We start from the raw sequence: 26,270 nt of genomic DNA on the forward strand, positions 1-26,270 counted from the left end.
TTCTCCTTGCGGTTCGGATTTTTTATCGCGGGCGCTCCCCGGCCCACAGCTAATACCGATTCTGCCGCAGATGCCTGCGACTATTTCCTGGTTGCGCCGCTATTTTTCGATTCTGCGCACTGTCTCGCATTCCGGCGGCGAAAGCATTGTGCGGTTGGACAAACGGCTGATTTAGTTTTAAAACCGATAGATTGCCAACCGTGAGGAACCCTGATGACCAGCCCGATTGCCGAACAGCTTACCGAACGTTTTTTCCGCTATCTGGCGGTGACCAGCCAGAGCGACGCTTCCGCCACCACCCTGCCCAGCACGCCCGGCCAGCACGAGATGGCGAAGCTGCTGGCAGAAGAGCTGCGCCAGCTGGGGCTGGAGAACGTGCAGATCGATGAGCACGCCACCGTCACCGCCCGCAAACCCGGCACCCAGCCAGGTGCGCCGCGCATCGGGTTTATCACCCATATCGACACCGTCGACGTAGGGCTGGCACCGGAGATCCATCCGCAGCGCCTGCGCTTCAGCGGGCAGGATTTGTGCCTGAATGCCGGGCAGGACATCTGGCTGCGCACCGCTGAACATCCGGAGATCCTCGCCTACCGGGATGAAGAGATTATTTTCAGCGACGGCACCAGCGTGCTCGGGGCAGATAACAAGGCGGCGGTCACCGTGGTGATGACCCTGTTGGCGAACCTTACCGCCGCCGATCGCCACGGCGATATCGTCGTGGCGTTCGTGCCGGACGAAGAAATTGGCCTGCGCGGCGCCAAAGCGCTGGATTTGAAACGTTTTGAGGTGGATTTCGCCTATACCATCGACTGCTGCGAACTGGGCGAAGTGGTGTACGAGAACTTCAATGCGGCGGCGGCGGAGATCCGCATCGAAGGCGTTACCGCCCACCCGATGTCGGCGAAAAACGTGCTGATTAACCCGATACGCGTCGCTACCGACATCATCAATCAGTTCGATATCAAAGACACGCCCGAGCATACCGAAGGCCGCGAGGGCTATTTCTGGTTCAACGATCTGACGGCCAACGCCAATCAGGCCACGCTGAAGCTGTCGATACGCGATTTCGATCTGGCGGCGTTCAACGCGCGCAAAGCGCGCATTGCCGAAGTGGTGCGCCAGGTCGCCACCCAGTACCCGCGCGCCAAAATCAGCTGCAGCGTCACCGACATTTACAGCAATATCAGCAACTCTCTCGGTGAAGATCGGCGCGCCATTGAGCTGATTTTCGGCGCCCTCGCCGCCCACGGCATCCCGCCCAAGGTGATCCCGATGCGCGGCGGCACCGACGGCGCCGCGCTGTCCAGCCGCGGCCTGGTGACGCCCAACTACTTTACCGGCGCCCACAATTTCCACTCGCGCTTCGAGTTTCTGCCCGTCAGCGCCTTTGTGAAATCGTATCAGGTCACGCGCAGCATCTGCCTGCTGGCGGCGCGCGGCTGACCTCTAGAGCAGCAGCCAGCCGAGCAGCGCGCTCCAGGCCAATAGCGGCAACGAGTAGTAATGGAAGGCCAGCCAGATTTTACGCTCACCCGACATGCGCAGCGCAATCAGGTTGGCCAGCGAACCTATCGCCAACCCGAAGCCGCCGGCGTTGACCGCATAGGCCAACAGCGCACCGGAAGGCACATAATTGAGCAGCAAAATGGTAGCCGGCACGTTGCTGACTATCTGCGACAACCCAATGCCCAGCGCGTAAACACCGCCATCGCTCAGGTTGGCGATGGCGGCGAACCAGGGCTGAACCGCCGGCAGCCGGGTAAACAGGCCGACGTCGATAAACATGGCAATAAAAACGAAGATCAGGCTCCAGTCGATCTGCAGCAGCACGCGCCGCGCCAGCAGCAGAAAACCGGCGAACACCGCCAGCAACCCATATAGCGCCAGGTTGAAGTCGAGGCACAGCAGAAAAACCGCATACAGCGCCACGCAGCTCAGCAGTAGCGGCCGCTGGTAGGGGTATCCTTCGGTGTGCGGGGTTTTCACGATATCGCGCGCCGGGAAGCAGAACCAGGTCAACGCCAGCAGGCTGAGCATCATCGCTGCGCCAAAGGGCGCCATCTGGCCGATGAAACCGGCAAAAGACAGGGAAGAACGGCTCCACAGCAGGATGTTTTGCGGGTTGCCGATCGGCGTCAGCAGCGAACCGGCGTTCACCGCCAGCGCCTGAAAGACGATCAAGCGGCCAATCGGCAGCGCCGACAGCTTTTTCAGCGTGATGGTCAGCGGGATCACGATAAACAGCGCCACATCATTGGTAAGAAACGACGACAGCAGCGCGGCGGAAAACACCAGAAACAGCGCCAGCCGCCGCTCGCTGCGCAACCCGGTGATGATCCTGCGGCCGATAAAATCGAAATAGCCGCTGACCTCCACGCCCTTGGTCAACAACATCAGTCCCAGCAAGGTGATAATGGTGCGCCCGTCGATAAAGCCGGCCAGCGCCGACGCCGGTTGTGGGTGCCAGGCAAACATCGCCACGCCGGCCAGCAGCAAGACATGCAAAAAACGATCGTTGAGAAACGGCCGGATAAGCCGGGAAATGGCGGTTGAACTCATGTTGGCTGCTTGAAAAAATAACCGGAAATGGAGAGCCCAGACGTTAGCTCAGGCGCGGACCGAACGCCAGCAAAATGCTATTTTTGCCTTTCTCCGCTTTTCATTTGCCGCGCTTTCCTTTATTTGTAGCGCCTTTGATGGCTCCAAAGGATATTTTATGGCTAACGTTTTCGCCAGAGGGCTGCTGCTGAGCGCAATTTTCGGCCTGCTCGCCGCCTGCAACGACCCGCAACCCCGCCCGCAGCTCGACATAGAAGGCAAAACCATGGGCACCTTCTACAGCGTGAAGGTCAGCGGCGATATCGCGATCGGCAAACAGCAATTGCAGCAGCAAATCGACGCGGTGCTCGAACGGGCCAACGACGATATTTCCACCTACCGCGCCGATTCGGTACTGTCGCGCTTTAACCGGTCGCGCAGCACCGATCCCTATGCTGTTCCGCGCGGCATGGCGGATATCATCCTGATGGCGCAGCGCATCGGCCGCGATACCGGCGGCGCCATGGACATCACCGTCGGCCCGCTGGTGAACCTGTGGGGCTTTGGCCCGGACAAACGCCCGGTCAAGATGCCGGACCCGCAGCAAATAGCCGCCGCGCAGCAAAATATCGGCCTGCAACATCTGAAACTGCTCAGCGACAGCCGGGGAGAATGGCTGCAGAAAGACCTGCCGGAGATGTACGTCGATCTCTCGACGCTGGGCGAAGGCTATGGCGCCGACGAGCTGGTGCGGCTGATGGCGCGTAACGGCATCACCAACTATCTGGTGTCGGTCGGCGGTGCGGTGTCTTCACGCGGCGTTAACGGCCAGGGCAAGCCCTGGCGAGTGGCGATCCAAAAACCGACCGACCGTGAAAATGCCGTGCAGGCGCTGGTCGATCTTCAGGGTTATGGCATCAGCACCGCCGGCAGCTACCGCAATTATTTTGAACAGAACGGCCAGCGTTATTCGCACGTTATCGATCCAACCACCGGCCGGCCAATCAACCACCGGTTGGTGTCCGCCACGGTGATCGCCCCCACCGCGCTGGAGGCCGACGGTTGGGATACCGGGCTGATGGTGCTGGGCACGGAAAAAGCCTTGAAGCTGGCGGAAGAAAAAGGGCTGGCGGTCTATCTGATCAGCAAAACCGACGATGGCTTCAGCGCCGTGATGACGCCGCAATTCAGAGCATTTCTGGTGCAGTGAGATAAAAAAAGCCCGGCAACGATGGCCGGGCTTTTTACGGACTGAGCGAATAACCTTATTTGGTCAGCGCAATGATGCCGAGAGTCAGGCCGGCAACCGCCGCCGCGCCGCCGGCGATGGCGCCTGCGGTTTCCCAGTTATCCTGCGTGGTGCCTTTCATACAGGTATTGGTGTGCACCAGGCGCCCCTGGTCATCATAGACCGGCACGCAAGGAGAATCGGTAGCGCATCCGGCCAGCACAGCCGACAGTAACCCAACCGCAATTAACTTTTTCATACTTATTGCCTCAATGTTCGATCACTCCGAAAAACGCTACGCCGAGTGATGATCGCGTTATGGAGGCTATTGTATGCTCAAAAAGCCGAATAAAGCGTTAATGATCCGTCAACAGATGTAATTTGAGATAACTCCGAACGCCCGCCCGGCGGGCGACGAGCAATAAAAAAGCCCGCGCAAAGGCGGGCTTGATCGGAAAGCGCAGCAGGTTATTTGGCCAGCTTGCGCATCACCAGGGTGGCGTTGGTGCCGCCGAAGCCGAAGCTGTTGGACATCACGGTGGTCAGCGCGCGCTTGGTCGGCTGAGTCACGATGTTCATGCCGGCAGCCTGCTCGTCCAGGTTGTCGATGTTGATGCTCGGCGCGATAAAGCCGTGCTCAACCATCAGCAGGCTGTAGATCGCTTCCTGCACGCCTGCGGCGCCCAGGGAGTGGCCGGTCATCGCCTTGGTGGACGAGATGGCCGGGGTATTGTCGCCAAACACTTCGCGGATAGCGCCCAGCTCTTTCACATCGCCAACCGGCGTGGAGGTGCCATGCACGTTCATGTAGTCGATCGGGGTGTCGACGCCCTGCAGCGCCATCTTCATGCAGCGCACTGCGCCTTCGCCCGATGGGGCTACCATGTCTGCGCCGTCGGAGGTCGCGCCGTAACCGACGATTTCCGCATAGATGTGCGCGCCGCGCGCCAGTGCGTGCTCCAGTTCTTCAACCACGACCATGCCGCCGCCGCCTGCGATGACGAAACCGTCACGCGCGGAGTCATAGGTGCGGGACGCTTTTTCCGGAGTGTCGTTGTAACTGGTAGACAGTGCGCCCATCGCGTCGAACTCACAGGCCATTTCCCAGCACAGCTCTTCGCCGCCGCCGGCGAATACCACGTCCTGCTTGCCCAGCTGGATCAGTTCCACCGCGTGACCGATGCAATGTGCGGAGGTCGCGCAGGCGGAGCTGATGGAATAGTTAACGCCGCGGATTTTGAACGGGGTCGCCAGGCAAGCGGAAACGCCGGAAGCCATCGCCTTGGTCACCATGTAAGGGCCAACGCCGCGCAGCCCTTTGGCGCGCATGCCGTCGGAGCCGGCAACCTGGTTGCGCGGCGAGCCGCCGCCGGAGCCGACCACCAGGCCGGTACGATCGTTAGACACCTGATCCGCAGCCAGGCCGGAATCCTTGATAGCTTCTTCCATGGAAAGATAGGCATAAACGGACGCGTCGCTCATAAAGCGCATCACTTTGCGGTCGATCAGACCCGTGGTGTCCAGTTTAACATCGCCCCATACGTGACTACGCATGCCGGAATCTTTCAGTTCCTGGGAGAAAGTGATCCCAGAACGACCTTCCTGCAGGCTCGCCAGGACCTCCTGCTGGTTGTTACCAATGCTGGAGACGATTCCCAGGCCAGTAATCACTGCACGTTTCATTCAATACCTCTTCCACTATTAACCTACGGGATTTTGCCTCGCACTTTAGCGTACAGATGTACGCCGAACAAGTCCGATCAGCGTTTTTCAGCTTTATTCTTATCCAGTTTGCGCCACGGCGCCAGCACCGTTAGAATTCGCGACATCCCTTGAGTTACGAGCAACTTGACCGTGAGCCATGCCCCCATCCAAACCGCAACGCTAACCTGGAACGAACAGGGTACACCTGTTTCGAAACAGTTTGATGACGTCTATTTTTCTAATCAGGATGGGCTGGAAGAAACCCGTTATGTATTTCTCGGCGGCAATCAGCTGCCGCAGCGCTTTGCCGAACACCCGCGCGCGCTGTTTATCGTGGCGGAAACCGGCTTCGGCACCGGGCTGAACTTTCTAACGCTATGGCAGGCTTTCGCCGCTTTTCAGCAGGCGCAGCCCCAGGCCCGGTTGCAGCGCCTGCACTTTATCAGCTTCGAAAAATTCCCGCTGCAGCAGGCCGATTTGGCGGCGGCGCACGCACGCTGGCCGGAGCTGGCGCCCTACGCCGACGAGCTGCGCGCCCAGTGGCCGTTGCCGCTGCCGGGATGCCACCGCCTGCTGCTGGCCGGAGGCCGCATCACGCTCGATCTGTGGTTCGGCGACGTCAACGAACTGCTGCCGCATTTCGACGCCAGCATGAATAACCAGGTCGACGCCTGGTTCCTCGACGGTTTTGCGCCCTCTAAAAATCCCGATATGTGGACCGAACGGCTGTTCGCCGCCATGGCGCGCTTTGCCCGCCCGCAGGGCAGCTTCGCCACCTTCACCGCCGCCGGCTTTGTGCGGCGCGGGCTGCAACAGGCCGGTTTTCAGGTAAACCGTTGCAAAGGCTTCGGCCAGAAGCGCGAAATGCTCGCCGGTGAACTGCCGGCCGACGCGCCCGCTGCGCCGCACCCTGCCCCCTGGCTGCAACGGCCGGCGGCGCAAAACACCGCAGATATCGCCATCGTCGGCGGCGGCATCGCCAGCGCCCTGACCGCGCTGGCCCTGCTGCGGCGCGGCGCCCGCGTCACGCTGTACTGTGCGGATGCGCAGCCGGCCGAAGGCGCCTCCGGCAACCGCCAGGGGGCGCTTTATCCACTGTTGAACGGCCGCGGCGATGCGCTGGAGAGCTTCTTCAGCGCCGCTTTCCCCTTCGCGCGTCGCCAGTACGACGACTTGCTGCGCCAGGGCGTGAGTTTCGCTCATCAATGGTGCGGCGTCAGCCAACTGGCCTATGACGACAAGAGCGCCGCCAAGATTGCCAATATGCTGAAGGTGGAACGGCCGGCGGCGCTGGCCATGGCGGTCGACCGCCCTGCGCTCAGCGAACTGTGCGGCGTCGACAGCGGCTTTGGCGGCATTACCTACCCGCTGGGCGGCTGGCTGTGCCCGGCCGAACTGACCCGCAGCGCCATCGAACTGGCGCGAAAGCAGGGCATGGCCTGCCGGTACCAATATGACGCGCAGGCGCTGAGCCGCGAAGACGCAAGTTGGCGAGTCGAGTTCGCCAACGGCGAAAGCGCCCGGCATGCGACGGTGATCCTGGCCAACGGCCATCGTCTGGCCGAGCTGGCGCCGACGGAGGCCCTGCCGCTGTATGCGGTGCGTGGCCAGGTTTCTCATATTCCCACCGGCACTGCGCTCGGCCAACTGAAACAGGTGCTGTGCTACGACGGCTATCTGACGCCGGTGAACGTCGATAACGGCCAGCACTGCATCGGCGCCAGCTACCAGCGCGGCGATACCGCTACCGACTACCGAGAAGAAGAACAGCAGGACAACCGGGCACGCCTGCTGCGCTGCCTGCCGGAGCAAGACTGGCCGCAGCAGGTGGACGTCAGCGCCCGGCAGGCGCGCTGCGGCGTGCGCAGCGCCACCCGCGACCACCTGCCGATGGTCGGTGCGCTGCCGGACTATCAGGCCACGCTGGCGCAGTACCAGAACCTGCAGCAGCAAAACCAGCGCGGCGAAGCCGTGGCCGATGCGCCGGTGTACCCGGGTTTGTTTGCCATCGGCGGATTGGGATCGCGCGGGCTGTGCTCGGCGCCGCTGGCGGCGGAAATTCTGGCGGCGCAGCTGTTCGGCGAGCCGCTGCCGGGCGACGCGCAGACGTTGGCGGCGCTGAATCCCAACCGGATGTGGATACGAAAATTACTGAAGGGGCGGGCGGTATAATCTCATCACGGGGCGCACTGAACGGCGCCCCGGAAAACGACGCTTAGGCGGTTGGCAATGCGGTCTGGTACAGATTTTCCCACATGCCGCGCACCAATACCTGATCCGGCGGCGACAGCTCCCCGGCGGTGATGGCTTTGTTCAGGCTGCTTTCAACCCGCGCTTTCAGCGCTTCGGCGGTGTGCTCGCCCTGCTCTTCCGCTTCGGCTACCGCCAGCGTCAGATGACCGCGCAGGTAGCCACCGGCAAACAGTTCATCATCGCTGGCGTGCTCTACCATGTCATCAATCAGCGCCAGAATGCGCGCTTCGAATTCTGCGATCATCAAATTTCCTCATAAAATAACAAGCATTGGCGTCAGTTGAGATCTTCCGGGTAGGGAAAATGCTCGGCCGCCAAGGGGGGCGTATTGTAAAACGATTGCAGCGCCTGAATAAAGCGCGCGGGCCTTGTGGGTATTCCCTGCTCCAGCAGGTGCAACACCCGGGCGCGCACCTTGCGCTGGAACGCGATGCGATCCGGCTCGCAGTCGCCGTTCAGGTTGTCGCAGCTGACGTTGAACGGAAAACCGGCCGCCGTGCAGAACATCCACTCCAGCGCCTGCGGTTTGATCTCCACCGCTTCGAACTCGCTCTGCGTTTGCGCGTCGCGGCCGTCCGGGCAGTACCAATAGCCGAAGTCCATCAGCTTGCGGCGCGCCTCGCCGGCGATGCACCAGTGCGAGATCTCATGCAGGCCGCTGGCGTAAAAACCATGGGCGAAGACGATGCGGTGGTACGGCAGTTCGTCATCGGCCGGCAGGTAAATGGGTTCGTCATCCCCCTTCACCAACCGGGTATTGTAATCATCGCTGAAGCACTGATTGAAAATAGCGATCAGCTGTTCGTATTGATGGGTGGTCTGCGTGTCCGACATAAATAAAAAACTCTATAACCACAAAAATAAAGTGGCGATTATTCCACGTTAATGCTCTTCTGGCACTGCTAAATATGCAACGCCAGCCACTGCTGAATTTCTGCGCCGTGATTGTCGTACAACAGCTTGCAGCTCATCACCAGCGAGACGATGACGATCATCGGCCGGATCAGCTTTTGCCCGCGGGTCAGCACCATGTGCGCCCCGAGGCGCGCGCCCAGCACCTGCCCCACCAGCATCACCAACCCGATGCTCCACACCACCTTGCCGCCGATGATAAACAGCGCCAGCCCGCCGACGTTGGAGGTGAAATTCAGCACCTTGGCGTGCGCGGTGGACTTGGCCAGATTAAAACCGCACAGCGTCACGTAGGCCAACGCATAGAAAGAACCGGCGCCGGGGCCGAAGAAGCCGTCATAAAACCCAACGCAGCCGCCGGCCACCAGACCAAAGGGCAAAGCGCCCAGGCGGCGTTGGCGATCTTCCTCGCCCAGCCGCGGCATCAGCAGGAAATACAGGCCGATGCCGATCACCAGCAGCGGCAGCATCTGCCGCAGCAGATCGGCGCGCATGTGCTGCACCAGGATCGCCCCGATGATCGAGCCAATCAGCGTCAGCAGAATGGTCAGTTTCTGTTCTTTGAGGTTCACCGCGCCGCGGCGAATAAAGTACAGGCTGGCGGAGAAGGAACCGCCCACCGACTGCAGCTTGTTGGTCGCCAACGCCTGTGCCGGGGGAACCCCCACCGCCAGCAGCGCCGGCACCGTCAGCAACCCACCGCCGCCGGCGATGGAATCGATAAATCCCGCCAACAGCGCCACGGCAAACAAAACCCCGAGCATCTCGGGGCCAACGACTAACCAGTCCATTTATTATTCCGCTGCGAAATGATTATCCAGCAATGCCTGACAGGTAGGCGGTAACGGCGGCGGCACCGGTTTACCCGGTTTGGCGCTCGGTTGATGCGGCACGAACCAGCTCGCCAGCTCGGCACCGCAGCCATCGCCCGGCGGCGGCGTATCCTGCTCTTTACATTCAAGGCTGCCCGCCGGGCAGCGCAAACGCACGTGCATGTGCGCGCGGTGGCCGAACCACGGCCGCACCTTGTGCAGCCAGTCGCGGTCGGCGCCGGCATCCAGACACAGGCGCTGTTTGATCGCCGGGTTGACGAAGATGCGCGTCACTTCGGCATCCTGCGCCGCCAGTTTAATCAGAGAGGCAATCTGCGGCTGCCACTGGCGCGCCACCACCTGCTTGCCGTCGCCCGAAACCAGATCGATCGGCTGCGGCTTCAGCAACTGCTGCGCACTCCAGCGCTGGCGCGGCAGCTGCAGCCAGATGTCGACGTCCAGCCCCGACTGGTGGCTGGCGTGACCGCTGCTGAAGCGCCCGCCGGCCGGCATCGCCATATCGCCGATCAGCACCGTGCCCAGCGATTTCTGATTCGCCTTGCTGCTGAGACGTTGAATAAACGCCAGCAGATCCGGGTGGCCGAAATAGCGGCGCTGATCGGTGCGCATCACCTGATAATCCGCTGAGTTCAGCGGCAGCGGCTGGGCGCCGATAATGCAGCCGTTGGCGAAGCCGCCAACCGCCTGCGGCGCGCCGGCCACCGGGTGATCGATTTTCTGCCACGGCGTCAACGCCAAAGCGGAACCAGAGGCCATCAGGGCAGCCAGACCCAACATCCAGTTTTTCATGGCGATTACCAGCGCGGAACGTCGGAAACCACATCACCGTTCTGCGCACGCTGGCGCAGCAGGTGATCCATCAGCACAATCGCCATCATCGCTTCGGCGATCGGCACCGCACGGATGCCCACGCAAGGGTCGTGGCGGCCGCGGGTGACCATTTCCACCGCCTCGCCCTGGCGATTGATGGTGCGGCCCGGCACCATAATGCTGGAAGTCGGCTTGAGCGCCAGATGCGCGATCACCGGCTGCCCGCTGCTGATGCCGCCGAGAATGCCGCCCGCATGGTTGCTCTGGAAGCCTTCCGGGGTGATTTCGTCGCGGTTTTCGCTGCCGCGCTTGGTCACCACGCCAAAACCGTCGCCGATTTCCACGCCTTTTACCGCGTTGATGCTCATCAGCGCGTGGGCCAGATCGGCGTCCAGGCGGTCAAAGACCGGCTCGCCCAGGCCAACCGGCACGTTTTCGGCGATCACGCTGACCTTGGCGCCGATAGAGTCGCCCTCTTTCTTCAGCGCACGCATCAGTTCGTCCAGTGGCTCCAGCTTGTCCGGATCCGGGCAGAAGAACGGGTTTTGCTCGACCTGATCCCAGTCTTTCAATTCACAGGTCACGTCGCCAATTTGCGCCAGATAGCCGCGCACCCGCACGCCGAACTTCTGCTGCAGATATTTCTTGGCGATCGCCCCGGCCGCCACGCGCATTGCGGTTTCGCGCGCCGAAGAGCGGCCGCCGCCGCGGTAGTCGCGCAGGCCATATTTTTGTTCGTAGGTGTAGTCGGCATGTCCCGGGCGGAACACGTCTTTGATGGCGCTGTAGTCCTGGGAGCGCTGGTCGGTATTTTCGATCATCAACCCGATGCTGGTGCCGGTGGTCACCCCCTCAAACACGCCGGAGAGGATACGCACCTGGTCCGGTTCGCGGCGCTGGGTGGTATAACGCGAAGTCCCCGGACGGCGGCGGTCCAGATCGTGCTGCAAATCGGCTTCAGTAAGCGGGATGCCTGGCGGCACGCCGTCGACGATACACCCCAGCGCTATCCCGTGAGATTCACCAAATGTGGTGACGCGGAAAATCTGCCCAATACTGTTTCCAGCCATCACGGCTCCTTACCCTTGGTCATTATCGTTATGGGGCCCGGCCTTGCGGGCCCGTCATTATGCTTAGCTGCGGTAGAGGCTGAAGTGCGCCTTGCAATCCACCAGCTGTTGTTTGGTCAGCATGAATACGCCGTCGCCGCCGTTTTCGAACTCCAGCCAGGTGAACGGAATATCCGGATATTGTTCCATCAGATGTACCATGCTGTTGCCCACTTCACAAATCAGCACCCCGTCGTCGCTCAGGTAATCCGGCGCGCAGGCCAGGATGCGGCGCACCAGCTTCAGGCCGTCGCTGCCCGCCGCCAGGCCCAGCTCCGGCTCGAAGCGGAACTCCTGCGGCAGGTCAGACATGTCTTCCGCGTCCACATACGGCGGGTTGGTGACGATCAGATCGTATTGGATCGCCGGCACGTCGCGAAACAGATCGGAACGGATCGGGATCACCTGATGTTCGACGCCGTGTGCCTGAATGTTGCGCTCGGTCACCGCCAGCACGTCGCTGGAAATGTCCACCGCGTCCACTTCCGCCTCCGGGAAGGCGTAGCCGCAGGCGATGGCGATGCAGCCGCTGCCGGTGCACATGTCGAGAATATGGCGCGGCGGGTGCGGGATCAACGCGCTGAAGCGATCGTTGATCAGCTCGCCAATCGGCGAACGCGGCACCAGCACGCGCTCGTCCACGTAGAATTCCATGCCGCAGAACCAGGCTTTGTTGGTCAGGTAGGCGACCGGGATGCGCTCGTTGACGCGGCGGATCACGCGCTCAACGATGCGGTGGCGCTCGCTGGAGGTCAAACGTGCGGTGTGCATGTCCTCTGGAATATCCAACGGCAGGAACAGGCTTGGCAGCACCAATTGCACCGCTTCGTCCCACGGATTATCGGTTCCGTGACCATAGTAGATATTGGCGGCGTTGAAGCGGCTCACCGCCCAGCGCAGCATATCCTGAATGGTGTGCAGTTCGTTCACTGCTTCGTCGACGAAAATTTTGTCCAATTTGCCCTCCGGCAGGCACTGTGATTCATGATTTAGCCGCATAGTTTGCCATGAAGCCCGCGACAAATCACGCTAACCCCTTGCGCTTTTCATTCTGGCCCGAGTTTTGCGTCGACAGCGCTCATTCACAAGGTAAACTAGCGTGATAAATGATTTCCGGTGAATGAAGAATGAAGAACAAGCACCCTCTGAGCAAAGATGAACTGCAGCTCTTCAGAGAGTCGGTTGCGGGCGCGAAAAAACTGCGACAGGACACTATCGTCCACCGCCCGCCCAAGCCAAAGATAAAACAGGCGGCGCCGCAGCGCCTGCTGCAGGAGCAGGTCGACGCCAGCTATTATTTCTCTGATGAATATCAGCCACAGTTGGAGGAGGAAGGCCCGACGCGCTATGTGCGCCCGGGTTACAGCCCGTTCGAGCTGAAGAAGCTGCGCCGCGGCGACTATTCGCCGGATCTGTTTCTCGATTTGCACGGCCTGACCCAAATGCAGGCCAAGCAGGAGCTGGGGGCGCTGATCGCCGCCTGCAAGCGCGAACACGTGCACTGCGCCTGCGTGATGCACGGCCACGGCAAACACATTCTCAAGCAGCAAACGCCGCTGTGGCTGGCGCAGCACCCCGACGTGCTGGCGTTCCACCAGGCGCCGAAGGAATGGGGCGGCAACGCGGCCATTCTGCTGCTGGTCGAGCTGGCGGAATAACGGCCAGAAACGACAAAGGGCGATGTCAGACATCGCCCTTTTTATCGGTACCGCCACCGGCAGCTCAGACCTTGGCCATCACCTGCGATGGGCTCACCTGCCATTCGAACTTGCCGTAGCTGCCGTCGGCCGCCAAATCGACATTGGCGATCGCGGAAGTGGCGAACATCGGCGGGCACTCGCCCGGGCACAGTTCGGCCACCAGGTACCCCACCAGCGGCAAGTGAGAGACGATCAGCACCGAGCTCACCCCTTGCATCGCCAACGCCTGCAGGTAGCTGCCGACATGCCCGGCGTCGCCGCCCGGCGTCAGCTCGGGCAACACCTCTTCGCCTTCCGGCAGCGTCAACGCTTCGCGCACCGTCGCCAGCGTCTGTTCTGCCCGCAGATAAGGGCTGACCAGCACGCGTTCAATATCCAGAGACTTGGTATTCAACCAGGCCGCCATCTGACGAGACTCATCACGACCGCACGGGGTAAGGGGCCTTACCGCATCGCTGGCCGCATCGAGTGCCGCCTCTCCGTGACGCATAATCAAAACTTGCATATTGCACCGCTGTTGTTGACAAAATAACGCTATACAGAAACGCCGTGCGTGCTGTACCGCCGAGTTTTACAACCCCAAAGCCGAAGCCTTGAAACGATAACGCGCCGTCTCTCTATGGCGGCCGGGCATTTTGCCTGAAAGTTTACGTAAAGAAAACGCTGTTTTTTACATCAACCGCGTCCGGATACGAATCACCTGCTCACATAACAATCAATTCAACGGGTTAAATTTTAACCTATCCAGCATGAAATTTATTGACGGCGGTCAGTCTTTTGCCGCCACCGGCCTAACTTACCCCTCCCCTATCTCCCTGTACAGGGTCCGGAATTGCAAGCTTTGCAAGGAGTGATGACGATCACAATGCGGCCCTGTTGCAACTATAGTGCAAATCGGGCCGCCCTGCGTTCAGCTCCCCTGCGGGTAAAAGCGCTCCCCCTGCTGCGCCATGCGCCGCAGCTTTTCACAGGGGGCGAAGTGCTCGCCGTAGCGCTGCTGCAGGTATTCCAGCGTTTTCACCACCGTCCCGGCGCCAAGCTCATCCATATAGCGGAACGGGCCGCCGAGGAACGGCGGGAAGCCGATGCCGAACACCGCACCGATGTCGCCATCGCGCGCGCTGCATATCACGCCTTCGTCCAGGCAGCGCGCCGCTTCGTTCAGCATCATCATCACGCAGCGCTGGGCGATGGTCGCCGGCTGCAGATGCGATTTCGGGGTCACGCCCAGCAGGAGGTACACCGAGGTGTCGGCGCGCTTGCGCCGCTGGCGCTGTTGGCCTTCGCTTGGGTAGAGGTAGAAACCGCGGCCGTTCTTGCGGCCCTTGCGCCCGTCCTTCAGCACCGCGTCAAACGCGGCCGGGGCGGCAAAACGTTCGCCCAGCTCCGCCACCAGCACCGGAATGATCTTGGTACCGACGTCGATGCCCACCTCGTCCAGCAGGGTGATGGGCCCCACCGGGAAACCGAAGTCCACCAGGGCTTTGTCCAGCGACTCGATCGGCTCGCCTTCCAGCAGGCAGCGCGCCGCTTCATTAATATAAGGCGCCAGAATGCGGTTAACGTAGAACCCGGCCCGGTCGGCCACCACGATGGCCGTTTTACCCTGCTTGTGCGCCAGCGCCACGGTGGTGGCGATAGTCTCTTCGCTGGTGCCGGCGTGCGGGATCACCTCCACCAGCGGCATTTTATCGACCGGGCTGAAGTAGTGCAGCCCAATCACCTGTTGCGGCCGCTGCGCCTTGGCGGCGATATGGCCAATCGGCAGCGACGAAGTGTTGGAAGCGAAAACGGTGTGCGGCGCGGCATGCTGTTCAATTTCAGCGACCATCTGCTGCTTGAGCGCCAGATCCTCAAACACCGCCTCCACCACGATATCTGCCTGTTCAAAACCGGTATAGTCGGTCGAGCCGGAGATCAGCATCATCTGCTTTTGCCGCTCCGCCGGGCGCATGCGTTTGCTGCGCACCCGCTTGCCGAGAATGTCCCAGCTGTATTTCAACGCATGGTTGATGCCGGTTTCGTTAATGTCTTTGATGCGCACCGGCAATCCACCGCGGGTGGCGGTCACGCAGGCGATGCCGCCGCCCATCAGGCCGCCGCCGAGAATGCCGACGCGATGCAGCGCGTGTGGCTGCGCGTTGCCGCCCCGCTCTTTTTTCAGCGCGGTGGAGGCGAAGAACAGGCTGCGCAATGCCGCCGACTGCGGCGTCATCGCCAGCTCGCCGAAGGCGCGCGCTTCCGCTTCATAACCGCTGGCGCTGCCCTGATCCAGCCCGGTGCGCACCACCTGAATGATCCGTTCCGCCGCCGGGTAATTGCCGTGGGTTTTCTCCAGCGTTTTCTTGCGCACTATGCTGAACAGCAGGCTGCGGCCCAGCGGGCCATTAAGCAAACGCGCCTGCCACGGCAGCTCGCGCTTGCTTTGCCAGCCCCGCTTCACCCGTTCGATGGCGGTTTGCAGCAAAATCGACTGCGGCACGGCGTCGTCCACCAGCCCCATGCGCAGCGCCTGGCGCGCCCGGACGTGCCGACCGGTCAGGATCAGATCCAGCGCCTTGTCGGCGCCGATCAGCCGCGGCAAACGTTGGGTGCCGCCAGACCCAGGCAGCAGCCCCAGCTGCACCTCCGGCAGCCCGAGCGCGGTTTTCTCGTCCAGCGAGCAAATGCGGCTGTGGCAAGCCAGCGCCAGCTCCAGCCCGCCGCCCAGGCAGGCGCCGTGAATAGCCGCCACCACCGGCACCGGGAAAGCGGCGATCTGCGCCAGCGTGCTTTGCCCTTTCTTCGCCAGCGTTTCAGCCTCTTTGGCGCTGGTGCAGGCGGCAATCATGGTGATGTCGGCGCCGGCGATAAACGAATCCGGCTTGCCGGAGATGATCACCAGCCCTTCCAACGCGGTGTGCTGCTGCGCTTTGAGCAGCACGTCATTCACCTGTTCGACAAACTCGGCCTTCAGCGTATTCACCTTTTCGCCCGGGACGTCGATGGTGATCACCCCGATATTGTCCGGGCGCAGCGTCAGCTGAAAGGCTGAAGGTTTGGCGCGCTGTTCGTGCAATGCATTTTCGAAGCTCATCATTCCACCTCCACGATCATTGCGGCGCCTAACCCTCCGGCGGCGCAGGCGGTGGTCAGGCCCAGCCCGCCGCCACGGCGTTTCAGCTCATGCAGCGTCTGGGTGATCATGCGGGCGCCGGTAGCGGCAAACGGGTGGCCGTAGGCTATCGAGCCGCCCAGCACGTTGAACTTGTCCATATCCACTTCGCCAATCGCCTGGCTGCGCCCCAGCTTTTGCCGCGCGAACTCATCGCTGGCGAACATTTTGAGGTTGGCCAGAGTCTGCGCGGCGAAGGCTTCGTGCATGTCGATCAACGTCAGGTCGGCCAGGCCGATGCCGGCGCGATCCAGCGCCAGCGGCGTGGCGTAAGACGGGCCAAGCAGCATGTCTTCCCATACGTCGATGGCGGCGAAGGCGAAGCTGCGCAGGTACCCCAGCGGCTGCAGCCCCAGCTCTTTGGCGCGCGATTCGCTCATCATCAGCACCGCGGCCGCGCCGTCGGTCAATGGCGTGCTGTTGGCCGCGGTCACGCTGCCGTGTTTGCGATCGAACGCCGGTTTCAGCTTGGCGTAAGAGGCCAGGCTGGAGTCTTTGCGGATATTGTTGTCTTCGGTCACCTGCGCGCGGTACGGCGGCACATAGGCGGTCATCACCTCATCATGCAGCAACCCCTGTTCCCAGGCTTTGGCCGCCAACTGGTGCGAACGGTGCGCCAGCGCGTCCTGCTCCTCGCGGGTGATGCCGTGGCTTTTCGCCATTTGCTCGGCGGTGTCGCCCATGCGCAAGCCGGTGGAGTATTCCGCCACCGCCGGCGGCACCGGCATCAGATCGCGGAATTTCAGCCGGCTGAACAGTTTGAGGCGCTGAGAAAGGGTACGCGCCTTGTTGACGTCCACCAGCGTGCGCGCCAGCGCCTTGCTGACGCCGATCGGCAGCACCGAAGAAGAGTCCGCGCCGCCGGCGATGCCGATGCTGATGCTGCCGGCCATGATGCTTTCCGCTACGTTGGCGATAGCCTGGAAACTGGTGGCACAGGCGCGCGACACGCTGTAGGCGTCGGTATGCACGCTCATGCCGGTGCCGAGCACGATTTCACGCGCGATATTCGGCGCCTCAGGCATCTGCACCACCTGGCCGAACACCAGCTGTTCAATCAGCGCCGGGTCAATGCCGCTGCGGGCCAAGAGCTCGCTCACCGCCGTTTTTCCCAGATCCACCGCCGGAATGCCGTGATAGGCGGTCGCCTGTTTGGCAAAGGGGGTACGCAGTCCATTTACAATCGCGATACGGTCACCGTGACGGGTCACCAACGGCAGTGCCTTACTCATAAACGCTCCTGAAGAAAATAACGCCAGCGCAACGGGCAGAAAGAGGTCTGACCTGATGAGGTCATTGTTAACTAAATGGTTACATTTGGCAAACCGCCAGAGATCAAAACTGCGAGCAGGAGCAACTTTCTATCGGGGAAGCGGCGCGGCAAACCCGCGCCGGGGTTTAATGCGGAGATTAACGCAGGCCGAGCTGGAAAATCAGGGTTTCCGCCTGGCAGGCGAAGGTAAAATCGGCCGCCAGTTGCACGCCGCCGTCAACCGATTTAATGCTACTGCTGATGTCGCACGGGTCGGACTCCACCGCACGCGCCTTTTCGGTCAGCGCGGCCAACATGGCTTGCGCATCTTGCTGATTGCTAAACATCTGGCTGTAGGATGCGGTGCAATCGGTATTATCCATTACGGTGCCGACATCCACGCAGCAACAGGCTGCGGTTTCCTGGGCGCTGCATTTATTAATTGCATCTGACATAGTTGATTCTCCTCAGGGGCCCCTCTTCAGGCGGGCCCAAACGGCCATTTACTTTCCGGCGCAAAGCCGCAAATTTCTGCGGCCATTTTACTCCGCCGGGCAATCAATCACTAGCACTTACTTTTTATAGGTGTTTTAAGTGATGGAAATCACAAATAAAATTGAGCGTCTGCTAAGGAATGGTCAGAATTTTGTTATAAGGTGCTGGCTTTTTGTTAAGCAGATCTCTTTTTTGATATCAAACAGGAAATATTTGAAAAACAAAGTTGCAACATTTTCACAGGTCGGACCTATAATTCAGCCACTGGTCTGATTTGTCTGAACGATAACGGACCCTACAATCCCGCGCTCCTTGTTACCTCGTGTAACAATAGTTTAAATAATAAACACATAATGAGGTTTTGGTCATGAGCCAGAAAAACCTATTTACTAAATCAGCTCTCGCAGCTGCAGTGGCAATTATTTCTTCAAACGTGTCTGCCGCAGGATTCCAGCTGAACGAGTTTTCAGCAGCTGGTTTAGGACGTTCGTATTCTGGCGAAGGCGCCATGGCGGATACCGCGGCTTCCGCCAGCCGTAACCCGGCTCTTCTGATGATGTACACGCGCCCGGAATTCTCTATCGGCGCAGTATTTATCGATCCCGACGTAGACATTTCAGGCAAATCGCCATCCGGTGCCAGCCTGGACGCCAAAAACATCGCACCGACCGCCTGGGTGCCGAACCTGCACTATGTTCACCCGATTAACGATCAGTTCGCGGTCGGCGGCTCGGTCACCAGCAACTTCGGCCTGGCCACTGAATACAACGACGGCTATGCCGCAGGCTCCATGGGCGGTAAAACCGACCTGGAAACCCTGAACCTGAACCTGAGCGGCGCTTACCGCCTGAACCAGCACTTCAGCTTCGGCCTGGGCTTCGACGCCGTTTACGCCAAGGCCAAGCTTGAGCGTTATGCCGGCGACCTGCCGAAACTGCTCGCAGCTCAGGGTTTGCAAACCGGTAAACTTACCCCACAGCAAGCCGGGCAGATTGCTCAAATGCCTGCCGACACCCAGATTTCACACCTGAAGGGTGATAAATGGGGCTACGGCTGGAACGCCGGCATCCTGTACGAAGTGGACGAAAACAACCGTTACGGCTTCACTTACCGCTCCGAAGTGAAAATCAAGTTTGACGGCGACTACAAAAGCAGCCTGCCTACGGCATTCAACCCTATTTCACAAGCTCTGGGCGCCGGTCTGCCTTGGGGCACCAGCGGCAACACCATCCCCGGCTCTCTGGACCTGAACCTGCCGGAAATGTGGGAACTGTCCGGTTACAACAAAGTGGCGCCGCAGTGGGCTATTCACTACAGCCTGGCCTACACCAGCTGGAGCCAGTTCCAGGAGCTGAAAGCCACCGGCAACAACGGCCAGACGCTGTTCCAAAAGCATGAAGGCTTCCGCGACGCTTATCGCATCGCGCTGGGCACCACCTACTTCTACGACGACAACTGGACCTTCCGCACCGGTATCGCCTTCGATGACAGCCCGGTGCCGGCACAGAACCGCTCCATTTCCATCCCGGATCAGGACCGTTTCTGGCTGAGCGCCGGTACCACCTATGCGTTCAACAAAGACGCGTCGGTTGACGTCGGGGTTTCCTACATGCACGGCCAAAAAGTCAGCATCAAAGAAGGCCCATACAGCTTCGATTCTGTGGGTAAGGCCTGGCTGTACGGCGCCAACTTCAACTACCGTTTCTAAGCGCTTTTATCGGCATAGAAACCAAAGCGCCTCACGGGGCGCTTTTTCTTTTCCGATTATTGAGCCATAAAAAAAACCCGCCGGACGGCGGGTTTTCATATTCGTTCGCTCGCGGCTTATTGCGCCGAGTCGATCTCGTCCAAATCGCCCTGAATCGCCTTGGCGTTCGGGTTTTCTTCCGGCTTCAGCGAGCCGCCGTTGGCGATAAAGTCGTGACGCTGGAAGTAAGCTTCGCGCACCATGACGTAAGGATCGGACGAGTTGTGCAGCAGGCCGTCGGAATCCAGCAACTGGGCGCGGGTTTCAATGCCTTCCACCACCCATTTGCCCGCCGACATCCAGAAGGTCAGGTAGCTCAGCATCGGATAGAGTGTATCGGCAAAGTCGCCGCCGTCTTCACGCAGGGTAAAGCTGCCGTAGCCCGGCAACATCACGTACGGGCCGTAGCCGACCTTGTAGTGCCCCAGGGTGCTGCCGAAGCGGTTTGGTTCTTCGCGCGCCAGTTTCGGGTTGGCCATGCCGGCCACGTCGATCAGGCCGCCCATCCCCAACAGGGTGTTCAGGAAGAAGCGGTTAAAGTGGATCATCCCGCGGTACGGATCCCCCTTCAGGAAGGCGTTGACCATGCTGGCCGGCTCTTCCAGGTTGGAGGTGAAGTTGCTCAGGCCGTTGCGCGCCGGCATCGGCACATAATCGCGCCAGGCTACCGCCACCGGGCGCAAGACGTAAGGATCCAGGACGTTGTAGTTGAAGTCGAACATCGTCCGGTTAAACCCTTCCAGAGGATCGGAGCGCCCTTGCGATTCATTGTCCGGCGCGCTGGCGCAGCCCACCAGTAACACCGTTGCGAAAGCCAGCCCAGTCAGGCGAAAATTCATATTTTTCTCCATAAAAACACGTTCGGTCTTTTTCAGGGAACCTGCTTATTTATTTGAACGTCAACCTGCTCTTTGCCGCTGAAGTTTTGCGGCGCACTCTCGCCGAACCAGTCGCCCGCCTGCGGCGTGGCCAGGCCGTCCTGAGAAATACGCACGCGCACCTTCACCTGATGCTGAGCCGAAAGTAACCGCTCGGGCATCATGGCATTGCTGTCATCCAGAGAAAAAGACAGCGGAAAACGGCTCAGGGGCAGTTGTTTCACCGCAACCGGCACCGGGCTAACGCCGTCGGTAACCGAAATGACCAGCGTCCCCTGCTGCGGCAGCGCGTGACTCGCCTCCGGCGATAACGTCACATTAACAGCAAGTTTAACAGTTTCTTCGCCAGACTGTGCTTTTGCTTGCGCAATGCTGCGCGCAATCACCTCGGCGCGCGGATCATTGGCCGGCAGCAGTTTCAACATCACCTGCCAGGCGCCGATGGCCCGTTTGAAATCGCCCTGTTCGAAAGCGTTGAACGCCAACAGGCTCAGCACGCGCGGATTGCTGTGATCCTCCGCGATCATTTGGCGCAACAGCTGCGCGGCCTGCTTGTTATCCTCCGGATCGTTGGAACGCGTCAAGACCTCAGCATAACCGAGGCGCACTTCCAGACTATTCGGATCCAACCGGTATGCGTGGGCAAACGCCTGAGTGGCGGTGGTGGCGTTGTTCAGCGCCATGCCGACGCGCCCCAGCATCATCCAGTCATTGACGTTGCGGCTGTCCTGCTGCAGCGCGGTACGCAGGCCCAGCCCAAGGCGAGCGATCTCTTCCATGCTCAGCGGCCTGGCGCGTTCGTTGGCGACGCGCGCGCGCAGCTCCGGCATCTGCGCCTGCACCTGACGCCAGTCCAGCACCTGCGCCAGCCCGCCGGTTTTCAGATAAAAGCCCAGGGTCACCACCAGCAACAGCAACACGCCCGGCACCAGCGCCCAGCGGTTGATCGGCTTCGCCTGGGCCTCCTGCCGGCCGGGAATATCGTTCAGCAGGTTCTGCTGCAGCTCTTTCACCAGCTCCGGGCGCTCGGCGATCACCCCCTGCTGTTCATCCTGCTCCAGCTCGTTGAGGCGGTCCTGATAAAACGCTTTGTTGAGCGCATCGCGACTGGTGGCGGCATGTTGCTTGCCGTGGCGCATCGCCGGGATCACCAGCAACGCCGCAGCGCCCACCAATAGCACAATAATAGTCAGCCAAAAAGCCATTAGGGTTTCTTCCTGTCAGTCTCGTTCAGCAGCGCAGCCAGGCGCTGCTGTTCCTGGGCGGAGAATGCGTCGTCCACCGCCGCGTCGGGCCGGCGCCGGGTGCGCAGGATCACCACCGCGCCGCCGATCAGCACGAACAGCAGCGGGCCGAGCCACAGGATCAGCGTCGCCGGCGTCACCGGCGGCTCATAGGTGACGAAATTGCCGTAGCGCGCCACCATATAATCGATGATCTGCTGCTTGCTTTGCCCCTGCATCATCAGCTCATACACCTTGGTGCGCATGTCGGCGGCGATGATGGCGTTGGAATCGGCAATGCTGTTGTTCTGGCATTTCGGGCAGCGCAGCTGTTCGGTCAGCTCACGATACTGCTGCTCCTGCTCCACCGAGTTGAACCGATAGGTATCGATAGCCGCCGCCGCGCTCCAGCTCAGCAACGCGGCGAACATCAGGACCGCCAGCCTCACGCCTCACCCCCATACTTTTTATACAGCGGCAGCACTTCCTGCTGCCAGACGCGCTCGTTCATATCGCCGGCGTGGCGGTAGCGAATAATGCCCTGGCCGTCGATCAGGAAGGTTTCCGGCGCGCCGTACACCCCGAGATCCAGCCCCAGCATGCCGTCGCCGTCATACAGGCTGAGCGCGTAAGGGTTGCCCAACGAATTCAGCCAGGTCACCGCTTTGCTGCGGTCATCCTTGTAATTAAGCCCCACCACCCGCACGCCGCGCGCCGCCAGGGTGTTGAGGTACTGATGCTCGGCGCGGCAGGTCGGGCACCAGGTGGCCCAGACGTTGAGCAGCATCGGCTTGCCGTTGCGCAGCACCGCCTGATCGTAGGTTTTGCCCGGTTGATCCAGCGACTCCAGCTTGAAGGTGGGCACCGGTTTGCCAATCAGCGCCGACTCCAGCAGGGTCGGGTCCTCGCCGCCGGCGTTGCGCGCCAGCTGCACCATAAAGGCCGCCACCAGCAACAGGAACAGGATTAAAGGGATAAACAGCAGTTTGCGCTTCATGATTGCGCCTCCGGCTTGGCTTCACGCTTAAGCTTTTTGCTCATGCGATAACGCGGATCGAGGATGCACAGGATGCCGCCGATCGCCATAAATACCCCGCCGAACCAGATCCAGCGCACGAAGGGTTTGTAGTACAACCGCACCGCCCAAGAGCCGTCGTCCAGCTCTTCGCCCAGCGCCGCGTACAGATCGCGGCTGAAGCCGCCGTCGATCGCCGCTTCGGTCATCATGCTGCGCGCCACGCTGTAATAGCGTTTCTCGGCGTGCAGCGTCGCTTCCGGCTTGCCGTTGCGCGTCACGTCGATAATGCCGACGCCGCCGCTGTAGTTCGGGCCGCGGATGTCGTGCACGTCGCGGAACACAAAGTGGTAGCTATGGATATCCACGCTGTCGCCGGCCTTCATGCGCACGTCGCGTTCCACGCTGTAGTTCTGGCTGAACGCGATGCCGATCACCGTCACCGCCACGCCGAGATGGCCAAGCACCATGCCCCAGTGGCTGCGGGAAAGGTGCGTCAGGCCGCGCCAGAAACCGTGGCGATGAGTGGCCCGCTCGTGCAGCTCCATCAGCGTCAGGAGGATCACCCACACCGCCATGATCAGGCCCACCACCGTCATGCCGGCGATGCTGTCCTGCAGCAGCCACGGCAACAGAATGGACAACGCCAGGGTAATCACCAACGCCACGCCGAGGCGGCGCCACAGCTTGGTCGGTTCATCGCGGCGCCAGCGCACCAGCGGGCCGATGCCCAACAGCAGCGCCAGCGGCGCCATCAGCCAGGTGAACATGGTATTGAAGAACGGCTCGCCGATGGAGATGCTGCCCAGCCCCAGCTGTTTATGCACCAACGGCAGCAGCGTGCCCAGCAGCACCACCAGCATGGCGGCAATCAGCAGCACGTTGTTGCCCAGCAGGAAGGTTTCGCGCGAGAAAGTTTCGTGCTGCACCCGGCTGCGCACCTGGCCGCCTTTGATGGCGTACAGCAGCAGCGAACCGCCGATCACGATCACCAGATAAGCGAGGATAAACATGCCGCGCGCCGGATCCGAAGCGAAAGAATGCACCGACACCAGCACGCCGGAACGCACCAGGAAGGTCCCCAGCAGGCACAGCGAGAAGGCGGTGATCGCCAGCAGCACCGTCCAGGCCTTAAAGGTGCCGCGTTTTTCAGTGACCGCCAGCGAGTGGATCAAGGCGGTGCCGGCCAGCCATGGCATAAAGGAGGCGTTTTCCACCGGATCCCAGAACCACCAGCCGCCCCAGCCCAGCTCATAATAGGCCCAGGCGGACCCCAGCACGATGCCCATGGTGAGAAACACCCAGGCCGCGGTGGTCCAGGGGCGCGACCAGCGCGCCCAGGCGGTGTCGAGCCGGCCGGCCATCAGCGAGGCGATGGCGAAGGCGAAGGCCACCGAGAAACCGACATAGCCCATATACAGCAGCGGCGGGTGGAAAATCAGGCCGATGTCCTGCAGCAGCGGGTTGAGATCGCTGCCGTCGATCGGGAAGTTCGGCAAGGTGCGGGTGAACGGGTTGGAGGTCATGATGATAAACAGCAGGAAGCCGGCGGTGATCATGCCCATCACCGACAGCACGCGCGCCACCGCATCCTGCGGCATGCTGCGGCTGCACAGCGCCACCGCCAGCGACCAGCAGCTCAGCAACAGCACCCACAGCAGCAGCGAGCCCTCGTGCGCTCCCCAGGTGGCGGCGATGCGATAATACACCGGCAACTGAGTGTTGGAGTTGGCGGCCACGTAGGCCAGGGTAAAATCGTTGACCACAAAGGCGTGCACCAGGCAGATAAACGCCAGCGCGATGGCGGCGAACATGCCGTAGGTCAGCGGCCGGGCCACCGCCATCATGCGCGTATCCTGGCGCGCCGCGCCCCACTGCGGATAAATGCTCAGCAGCAGCGCTATCGCCAGCGCCAGGCACAGCAGGAAACTGCCAATTTCCGGCATCATGATTTGCTGCCCCCATTCTGCGGCGCGGCATAGGCTTCCGCCGGCCCTTTATGGTTATCTTTCATTGCGTCGGCCACTTCCGGCGGGGTGTATTTTTCGTCGTGCTTGGCCAGCACTTCGCGCGCGTTGACCACGTTGCCTTCGCCCAGCACGCCCTGCGCCACCACGCCCTGCCCTTCGCGGAACAGATCCGGCAGGATGCCGGTGTAAGTGACGCCAATGGCGCCGCGCGCGTCATAAATCTTGAAGCTGACCTGCAGCGTGTTCGGGTCACGCTTCACCGAACCGGGCATCACCATACCGCCGATGCGCAGGCGCTGGCCCACCTCGGGTTTCTCGTGGTTTTCGCCTTTGCCCTGCAGGATTTCACCCGGGGTATAGAACAGATCGATGTTGGAGCGCAGCGCATACAGCATCAGCGTGGCGGTCAGCGCCACGCCAATCAGCACCACAATAGCCAGATACAGGCGGCTTTTACGACGTGGATTCACAATGCTTTCTCCCGCGATGCGGCGGATTGTTGTTTTGACTGCTGCGCATGGCGGATGCGCCGTTCGCGCGCCTGACGGCGGCCGATCTCCTTCAACAGCCGTTTGCGCTGCCACAGGGTGTGCCCCACCAGCCCCAGCAGCGAGAGCAGCGTAACGGCCACCGCCAGCCAAACGTAAAAGGCGTAGCCACCCATGGCGAAAAACGCCTGCCAGGAAGTAAAAGCGGCATTCATCACTGGCGCTCCTTATCGATCAGCCCGGCGACCCACGGGCGTTGGCGCTCGTGGAGCAGGATCAGGTTGCGCAGGCGCATCAGGGTGAGGGTGACGAAGAACAGCAGGTAGCCGAGGATCGCCCAGCGCAGCGGGGTGCGCATGCTCGGCGCGATGCTCTGTTGCATATTGGTCGAGCCCTGATGAAGGGTATTCCACCATTCGACCGAGAAATGAATGATCGGGATGTTCACCACCCCCACCAGCACCAGAATGCCGGCGGCACGGCCCGCCAGGCGGCGGTCCTCAAAGGCGTTGTACAGGGCGATGATGCCCATATAGAGAAACAGCAGCACCAGCTCGGAGGTCAGACGCGCGTCCCACACCCACCAGGTGCCCCACATCGGCTTGCCCCAGGCGGAACCGGTAACCAGCGCGATAAAGGTGAAAACGGCCCCGATCGGCGCCATCGCCGCCACCAGGGTGTCGGACATTTTCATCTGCCACACCAGGCCGATAAACGCCGCTACCGCCATCGAGGCGTAGATGCCCATCGACCACATGGCCGCCGGCACGTGAATATAGATGATGCGGAAGCTGTCGCCCTGCTGATAATCTTTCGGCGCAAAGCCAAAGCCCCACACCCAGCCAAGCAGCAGGCAGGCGGCGCCCGCCAAACCCAGCCAGGGAATAAAGCGGCCGCAGACGTGATACAGCCGTTCAGGCCGGGCCAGTTGATGTAACCATTTCCACATTGTCGTCAT

At 61.1% G+C, this 26,270-nt stretch carries 26 protein-coding genes; 5 read left to right on the forward strand and 21 right to left on the reverse strand.

From position 1 onward, the window contains the following. Positions 1-213: 213 nt before the first annotated feature. On the forward strand, positions 214-1,446 hold the full coding sequence (pepT, locus tag KHA73_RS16945; protein WP_234585557.1) for a peptidase T: 1,233 nt from the start codon (positions 214-216) through the stop codon (positions 1,444-1,446). Between the two features lie 3 nt (positions 1,447-1,449). Here pepT and KHA73_RS16950 read toward each other — a convergent pair whose 3' ends face one another. Then, the gene (locus tag KHA73_RS16950) at positions 1,450-2,562 is read right to left on the reverse strand and encodes an SLC13 family permease (protein ID WP_234585558.1); all 1,113 of its coding nucleotides are present in this window, start codon (positions 2,560-2,562) and stop codon (positions 1,450-1,452) included. Between the two features lie 157 nt (positions 2,563-2,719). Between KHA73_RS16950 and apbE the strand changes: the two genes are divergently transcribed. Beyond that, positions 2,720-3,751 (forward strand): FAD:protein FMN transferase ApbE, encoded by a 1,032-nt coding sequence (gene apbE, locus KHA73_RS16955; protein WP_234585559.1) that lies wholly within the window; start codon positions 2,720-2,722, stop codon positions 3,749-3,751. A 55-nt stretch (positions 3,752-3,806) separates the two neighbouring features. Here apbE and KHA73_RS16960 read toward each other — a convergent pair whose 3' ends face one another. Further along, the gene (locus tag KHA73_RS16960; protein ID WP_004936201.1) at positions 3,807-4,028 is read right to left on the reverse strand and encodes a putative periplasmic lipoprotein; all 222 of its coding nucleotides are present in this window, start codon (positions 4,026-4,028) and stop codon (positions 3,807-3,809) included. A 209-nt stretch (positions 4,029-4,237) separates the two neighbouring features. Further along, entirely contained in the window at positions 4,238-5,452 is a 1,215-nt protein-coding gene (fabB, locus tag KHA73_RS16965; RefSeq protein WP_234585560.1) for a beta-ketoacyl-ACP synthase I, read from the reverse strand. A 171-nt stretch (positions 5,453-5,623) separates the two neighbouring features. Here fabB and mnmC point away from each other — a divergent pair, with 171 nt between their 5' ends. Then, complete coding sequence (mnmC, locus tag KHA73_RS16970; RefSeq protein ID WP_234585561.1) at positions 5,624-7,645, forward strand: bifunctional tRNA (5-methylaminomethyl-2-thiouridine)(34)-methyltransferase MnmD/FAD-dependent 5-carboxymethylaminomethyl-2-thiouridine(34) oxidoreductase MnmC; 2,022 nt, start codon at positions 5,624-5,626, stop codon at positions 7,643-7,645. A 43-nt stretch (positions 7,646-7,688) separates the two neighbouring features. Here mnmC and KHA73_RS16975 read toward each other — a convergent pair whose 3' ends face one another. The 6 genes from KHA73_RS16975 to prmB all read right to left on the reverse strand — a co-directional run bounded on the left by KHA73_RS16975 (position 7,689) and on the right by prmB (position 12,347). Further along, entirely contained in the window at positions 7,689-7,970 is a 282-nt protein-coding gene (locus KHA73_RS16975; RefSeq protein WP_234585562.1) for a YfcL family protein, read from the reverse strand. Between the two features lie 32 nt (positions 7,971-8,002). After that, entirely contained in the window at positions 8,003-8,560 is a 558-nt protein-coding gene (locus KHA73_RS16980; protein ID WP_234585564.1) for an elongation factor P hydroxylase, read from the reverse strand. 68 nt (positions 8,561-8,628) lie between these two features. After that, a complete protein-coding gene (locus KHA73_RS16985) occupies positions 8,629-9,429 on the reverse strand; it encodes a sulfite exporter TauE/SafE family protein (RefSeq protein WP_234585566.1) in 801 nt (266 codons plus the stop codon). A gap of 3 nt (positions 9,430-9,432) precedes the next feature. After that, the gene (mepA, locus tag KHA73_RS16990) at positions 9,433-10,260 is read right to left on the reverse strand and encodes a penicillin-insensitive murein endopeptidase (protein WP_234585568.1); all 828 of its coding nucleotides are present in this window, start codon (positions 10,258-10,260) and stop codon (positions 9,433-9,435) included. Positions 10,261-10,265: 5 nt separating this feature from the next. Continuing rightward, on the reverse strand, positions 10,266-11,351 hold the full coding sequence (aroC, locus tag KHA73_RS16995; RefSeq protein WP_234585569.1) for a chorismate synthase: 1,086 nt from the start codon (positions 11,349-11,351) through the stop codon (positions 10,266-10,268). A 63-nt stretch (positions 11,352-11,414) separates the two neighbouring features. Next, positions 11,415-12,347 carry a 50S ribosomal protein L3 N(5)-glutamine methyltransferase gene (prmB, locus tag KHA73_RS17000; RefSeq protein ID WP_234585570.1) on the reverse strand — a complete coding sequence of 311 codons (933 nt, stop codon included), beginning with the start codon at positions 12,345-12,347 and terminating at the stop codon, positions 11,415-11,417. A gap of 170 nt (positions 12,348-12,517) precedes the next feature. Here prmB and smrB point away from each other — a divergent pair, with 170 nt between their 5' ends. Then, complete coding sequence (gene smrB / locus KHA73_RS17005) at positions 12,518-13,048, forward strand: endonuclease SmrB (protein WP_234585571.1); 531 nt, start codon at positions 12,518-12,520, stop codon at positions 13,046-13,048. A 64-nt stretch (positions 13,049-13,112) separates the two neighbouring features. Here the strand turns inward: smrB and sixA are convergent, their stop codons facing one another. The 4 genes from sixA to KHA73_RS17025 form a co-directional block, all read right to left on the reverse strand. Then, positions 13,113-13,595 (reverse strand): phosphohistidine phosphatase SixA, encoded by a 483-nt coding sequence (sixA, locus tag KHA73_RS17010; RefSeq protein WP_234585572.1) that lies wholly within the window; start codon positions 13,593-13,595, stop codon positions 13,113-13,115. 405 nt (positions 13,596-14,000) lie between these two features. Beyond that, the gene (fadJ, locus tag KHA73_RS17015) at positions 14,001-16,166 is read right to left on the reverse strand and encodes a fatty acid oxidation complex subunit alpha FadJ (RefSeq protein WP_234591311.1); all 2,166 of its coding nucleotides are present in this window, start codon (positions 16,164-16,166) and stop codon (positions 14,001-14,003) included. Then, positions 16,166-17,476: an acetyl-CoA C-acyltransferase FadI gene (fadI, locus tag KHA73_RS17020; protein WP_234585573.1), complete on the reverse strand. Its 1,311-nt coding sequence runs from the start codon at positions 17,474-17,476 to the stop codon at positions 16,166-16,168. The genes fadJ and fadI overlap by 1 nt, the downstream gene beginning before the upstream one ends. 178 nt (positions 17,477-17,654) lie before the next feature. Then, on the reverse strand, positions 17,655-17,951 hold the full coding sequence (locus tag KHA73_RS17025) for a YfcZ/YiiS family protein (protein ID WP_234585574.1): 297 nt from the start codon (positions 17,949-17,951) through the stop codon (positions 17,655-17,657). A gap of 407 nt (positions 17,952-18,358) precedes the next feature. Between KHA73_RS17025 and fadL the strand changes: the two genes are divergently transcribed. After that, positions 18,359-19,699 carry a long-chain fatty acid transporter FadL gene (gene fadL / locus KHA73_RS17030; RefSeq protein WP_234585575.1) on the forward strand — a complete coding sequence of 447 codons (1,341 nt, stop codon included), beginning with the start codon at positions 18,359-18,361 and terminating at the stop codon, positions 19,697-19,699. Positions 19,700-19,815: 116 nt separating this feature from the next. Here the strand turns inward: fadL and mlaA are convergent, their stop codons facing one another. From mlaA to KHA73_RS17070, 8 genes are read right to left on the reverse strand one after another with little or no spacing between them, the layout of a single operon-like run. Further along, complete coding sequence (gene mlaA / locus KHA73_RS17035) at positions 19,816-20,577, reverse strand: phospholipid-binding lipoprotein MlaA (protein ID WP_234585576.1); 762 nt, start codon at positions 20,575-20,577, stop codon at positions 19,816-19,818. Positions 20,578-20,609: 32 nt separating this feature from the next. After that, entirely contained in the window at positions 20,610-21,821 is a 1,212-nt protein-coding gene (gene ccmI / locus KHA73_RS17040) for a c-type cytochrome biogenesis protein CcmI (protein ID WP_234585577.1), read from the reverse strand. Next, the gene (locus KHA73_RS17045; protein ID WP_234585578.1) at positions 21,821-22,288 is read right to left on the reverse strand and encodes a cytochrome c-type biogenesis protein; all 468 of its coding nucleotides are present in this window, start codon (positions 22,286-22,288) and stop codon (positions 21,821-21,823) included. Before KHA73_RS17045 ends, ccmI begins: the two co-directional genes overlap by 1 nt. After that, a complete protein-coding gene (locus KHA73_RS17050) occupies positions 22,285-22,836 on the reverse strand; it encodes a DsbE family thiol:disulfide interchange protein (RefSeq protein WP_234585579.1) in 552 nt (183 codons plus the stop codon). Before KHA73_RS17050 ends, KHA73_RS17045 begins: the two co-directional genes overlap by 4 nt. Continuing rightward, a complete protein-coding gene (locus KHA73_RS17055; protein ID WP_234585580.1) occupies positions 22,833-24,803 on the reverse strand; it encodes a heme lyase CcmF/NrfE family subunit in 1,971 nt (656 codons plus the stop codon). The genes KHA73_RS17050 and KHA73_RS17055 overlap by 4 nt, the downstream gene beginning before the upstream one ends. After that, the gene (gene ccmE / locus KHA73_RS17060; RefSeq protein ID WP_234585582.1) at positions 24,800-25,294 is read right to left on the reverse strand and encodes a cytochrome c maturation protein CcmE; all 495 of its coding nucleotides are present in this window, start codon (positions 25,292-25,294) and stop codon (positions 24,800-24,802) included. Before ccmE ends, KHA73_RS17055 begins: the two co-directional genes overlap by 4 nt. Further along, complete coding sequence (gene ccmD / locus KHA73_RS17065) at positions 25,291-25,527, reverse strand: heme exporter protein CcmD (RefSeq protein WP_234585583.1); 237 nt, start codon at positions 25,525-25,527, stop codon at positions 25,291-25,293. The genes ccmE and ccmD overlap by 4 nt, the downstream gene beginning before the upstream one ends. Further along, on the reverse strand, positions 25,527-26,261 hold the full coding sequence (locus KHA73_RS17070) for a heme ABC transporter permease (protein WP_234585584.1): 735 nt from the start codon (positions 26,259-26,261) through the stop codon (positions 25,527-25,529). Before KHA73_RS17070 ends, ccmD begins: the two co-directional genes overlap by 1 nt. Positions 26,262-26,270: the final 9 nt, after the last annotated feature.

This window comes from Serratia entomophila, assembly GCF_021462285.1.
Taxonomy (GTDB): domain Bacteria; phylum Pseudomonadota; class Gammaproteobacteria; order Enterobacterales; family Enterobacteriaceae; genus Serratia; species Serratia entomophila.

Coding starts and splice junctions, on each gene's coding strand:
- fadJ (WP_234591311.1), bottom strand. CDS start 16,166: ATGAGCTTCGAAAATGCATTGCACGAACAGCGCGCCAAACCTTCAGCC.
- KHA73_RS17050 (WP_234585579.1), bottom strand. CDS start 22,836: ATGAAGCGCAAACTGCTGTTTATCCCTTTAATCCTGTTCCTGTTGCTG.
- smrB (WP_234585571.1), top strand. CDS start 12,518: ATGAAGAACAAGCACCCTCTGAGCAAAGATGAACTGCAGCTCTTCAGA.
- KHA73_RS17025 (WP_234585574.1), bottom strand. CDS start 17,951: ATGTCAGATGCAATTAATAAATGCAGCGCCCAGGAAACCGCAGCCTGT.
- fadL (WP_234585575.1), top strand. CDS start 18,359: ATGAGCCAGAAAAACCTATTTACTAAATCAGCTCTCGCAGCTGCAGTG.
- sixA (WP_234585572.1), bottom strand. CDS start 13,595: ATGCAAGTTTTGATTATGCGTCACGGAGAGGCGGCACTCGATGCGGCC.
- KHA73_RS16960 (WP_004936201.1), bottom strand. CDS start 4,028: ATGAAAAAGTTAATTGCGGTTGGGTTACTGTCGGCTGTGCTGGCCGGA.
- mlaA (WP_234585576.1), bottom strand. CDS start 20,577: ATGAATTTTCGCCTGACTGGGCTGGCTTTCGCAACGGTGTTACTGGTG.
- apbE (WP_234585559.1), top strand. CDS start 2,720: ATGGCTAACGTTTTCGCCAGAGGGCTGCTGCTGAGCGCAATTTTCGGC.
- KHA73_RS16975 (WP_234585562.1), bottom strand. CDS start 7,970: ATGATCGCAGAATTCGAAGCGCGCATTCTGGCGCTGATTGATGACATG.
- ccmD (WP_234585583.1), bottom strand. CDS start 25,527: ATGAATGCCGCTTTTACTTCCTGGCAGGCGTTTTTCGCCATGGGTGGC.
- KHA73_RS16985 (WP_234585566.1), bottom strand. CDS start 9,429: ATGGACTGGTTAGTCGTTGGCCCCGAGATGCTCGGGGTTTTGTTTGCC.
- KHA73_RS17070 (WP_234585584.1), bottom strand. CDS start 26,261: ATGTGGAAATGGTTACATCAACTGGCCCGGCCTGAACGGCTGTATCAC.
- mepA (WP_234585568.1), bottom strand. CDS start 10,260: ATGAAAAACTGGATGTTGGGTCTGGCTGCCCTGATGGCCTCTGGTTCC.
- fabB (WP_234585560.1), bottom strand. CDS start 5,452: ATGAAACGTGCAGTGATTACTGGCCTGGGAATCGTCTCCAGCATTGGT.
- KHA73_RS17055 (WP_234585580.1), bottom strand. CDS start 24,803: ATGATGCCGGAAATTGGCAGTTTCCTGCTGTGCCTGGCGCTGGCGATA.
- fadI (WP_234585573.1), bottom strand. CDS start 17,476: ATGAGTAAGGCACTGCCGTTGGTGACCCGTCACGGTGACCGTATCGCG.
- aroC (WP_234585569.1), bottom strand. CDS start 11,351: ATGGCTGGAAACAGTATTGGGCAGATTTTCCGCGTCACCACATTTGGT.
- ccmI (WP_234585577.1), bottom strand. CDS start 21,821: ATGGCTTTTTGGCTGACTATTATTGTGCTATTGGTGGGCGCTGCGGCG.
- KHA73_RS16950 (WP_234585558.1), bottom strand. CDS start 2,562: ATGAGTTCAACCGCCATTTCCCGGCTTATCCGGCCGTTTCTCAACGAT.
- KHA73_RS16980 (WP_234585564.1), bottom strand. CDS start 8,560: ATGTCGGACACGCAGACCACCCATCAATACGAACAGCTGATCGCTATT.
- pepT (WP_234585557.1), top strand. CDS start 214: ATGACCAGCCCGATTGCCGAACAGCTTACCGAACGTTTTTTCCGCTAT.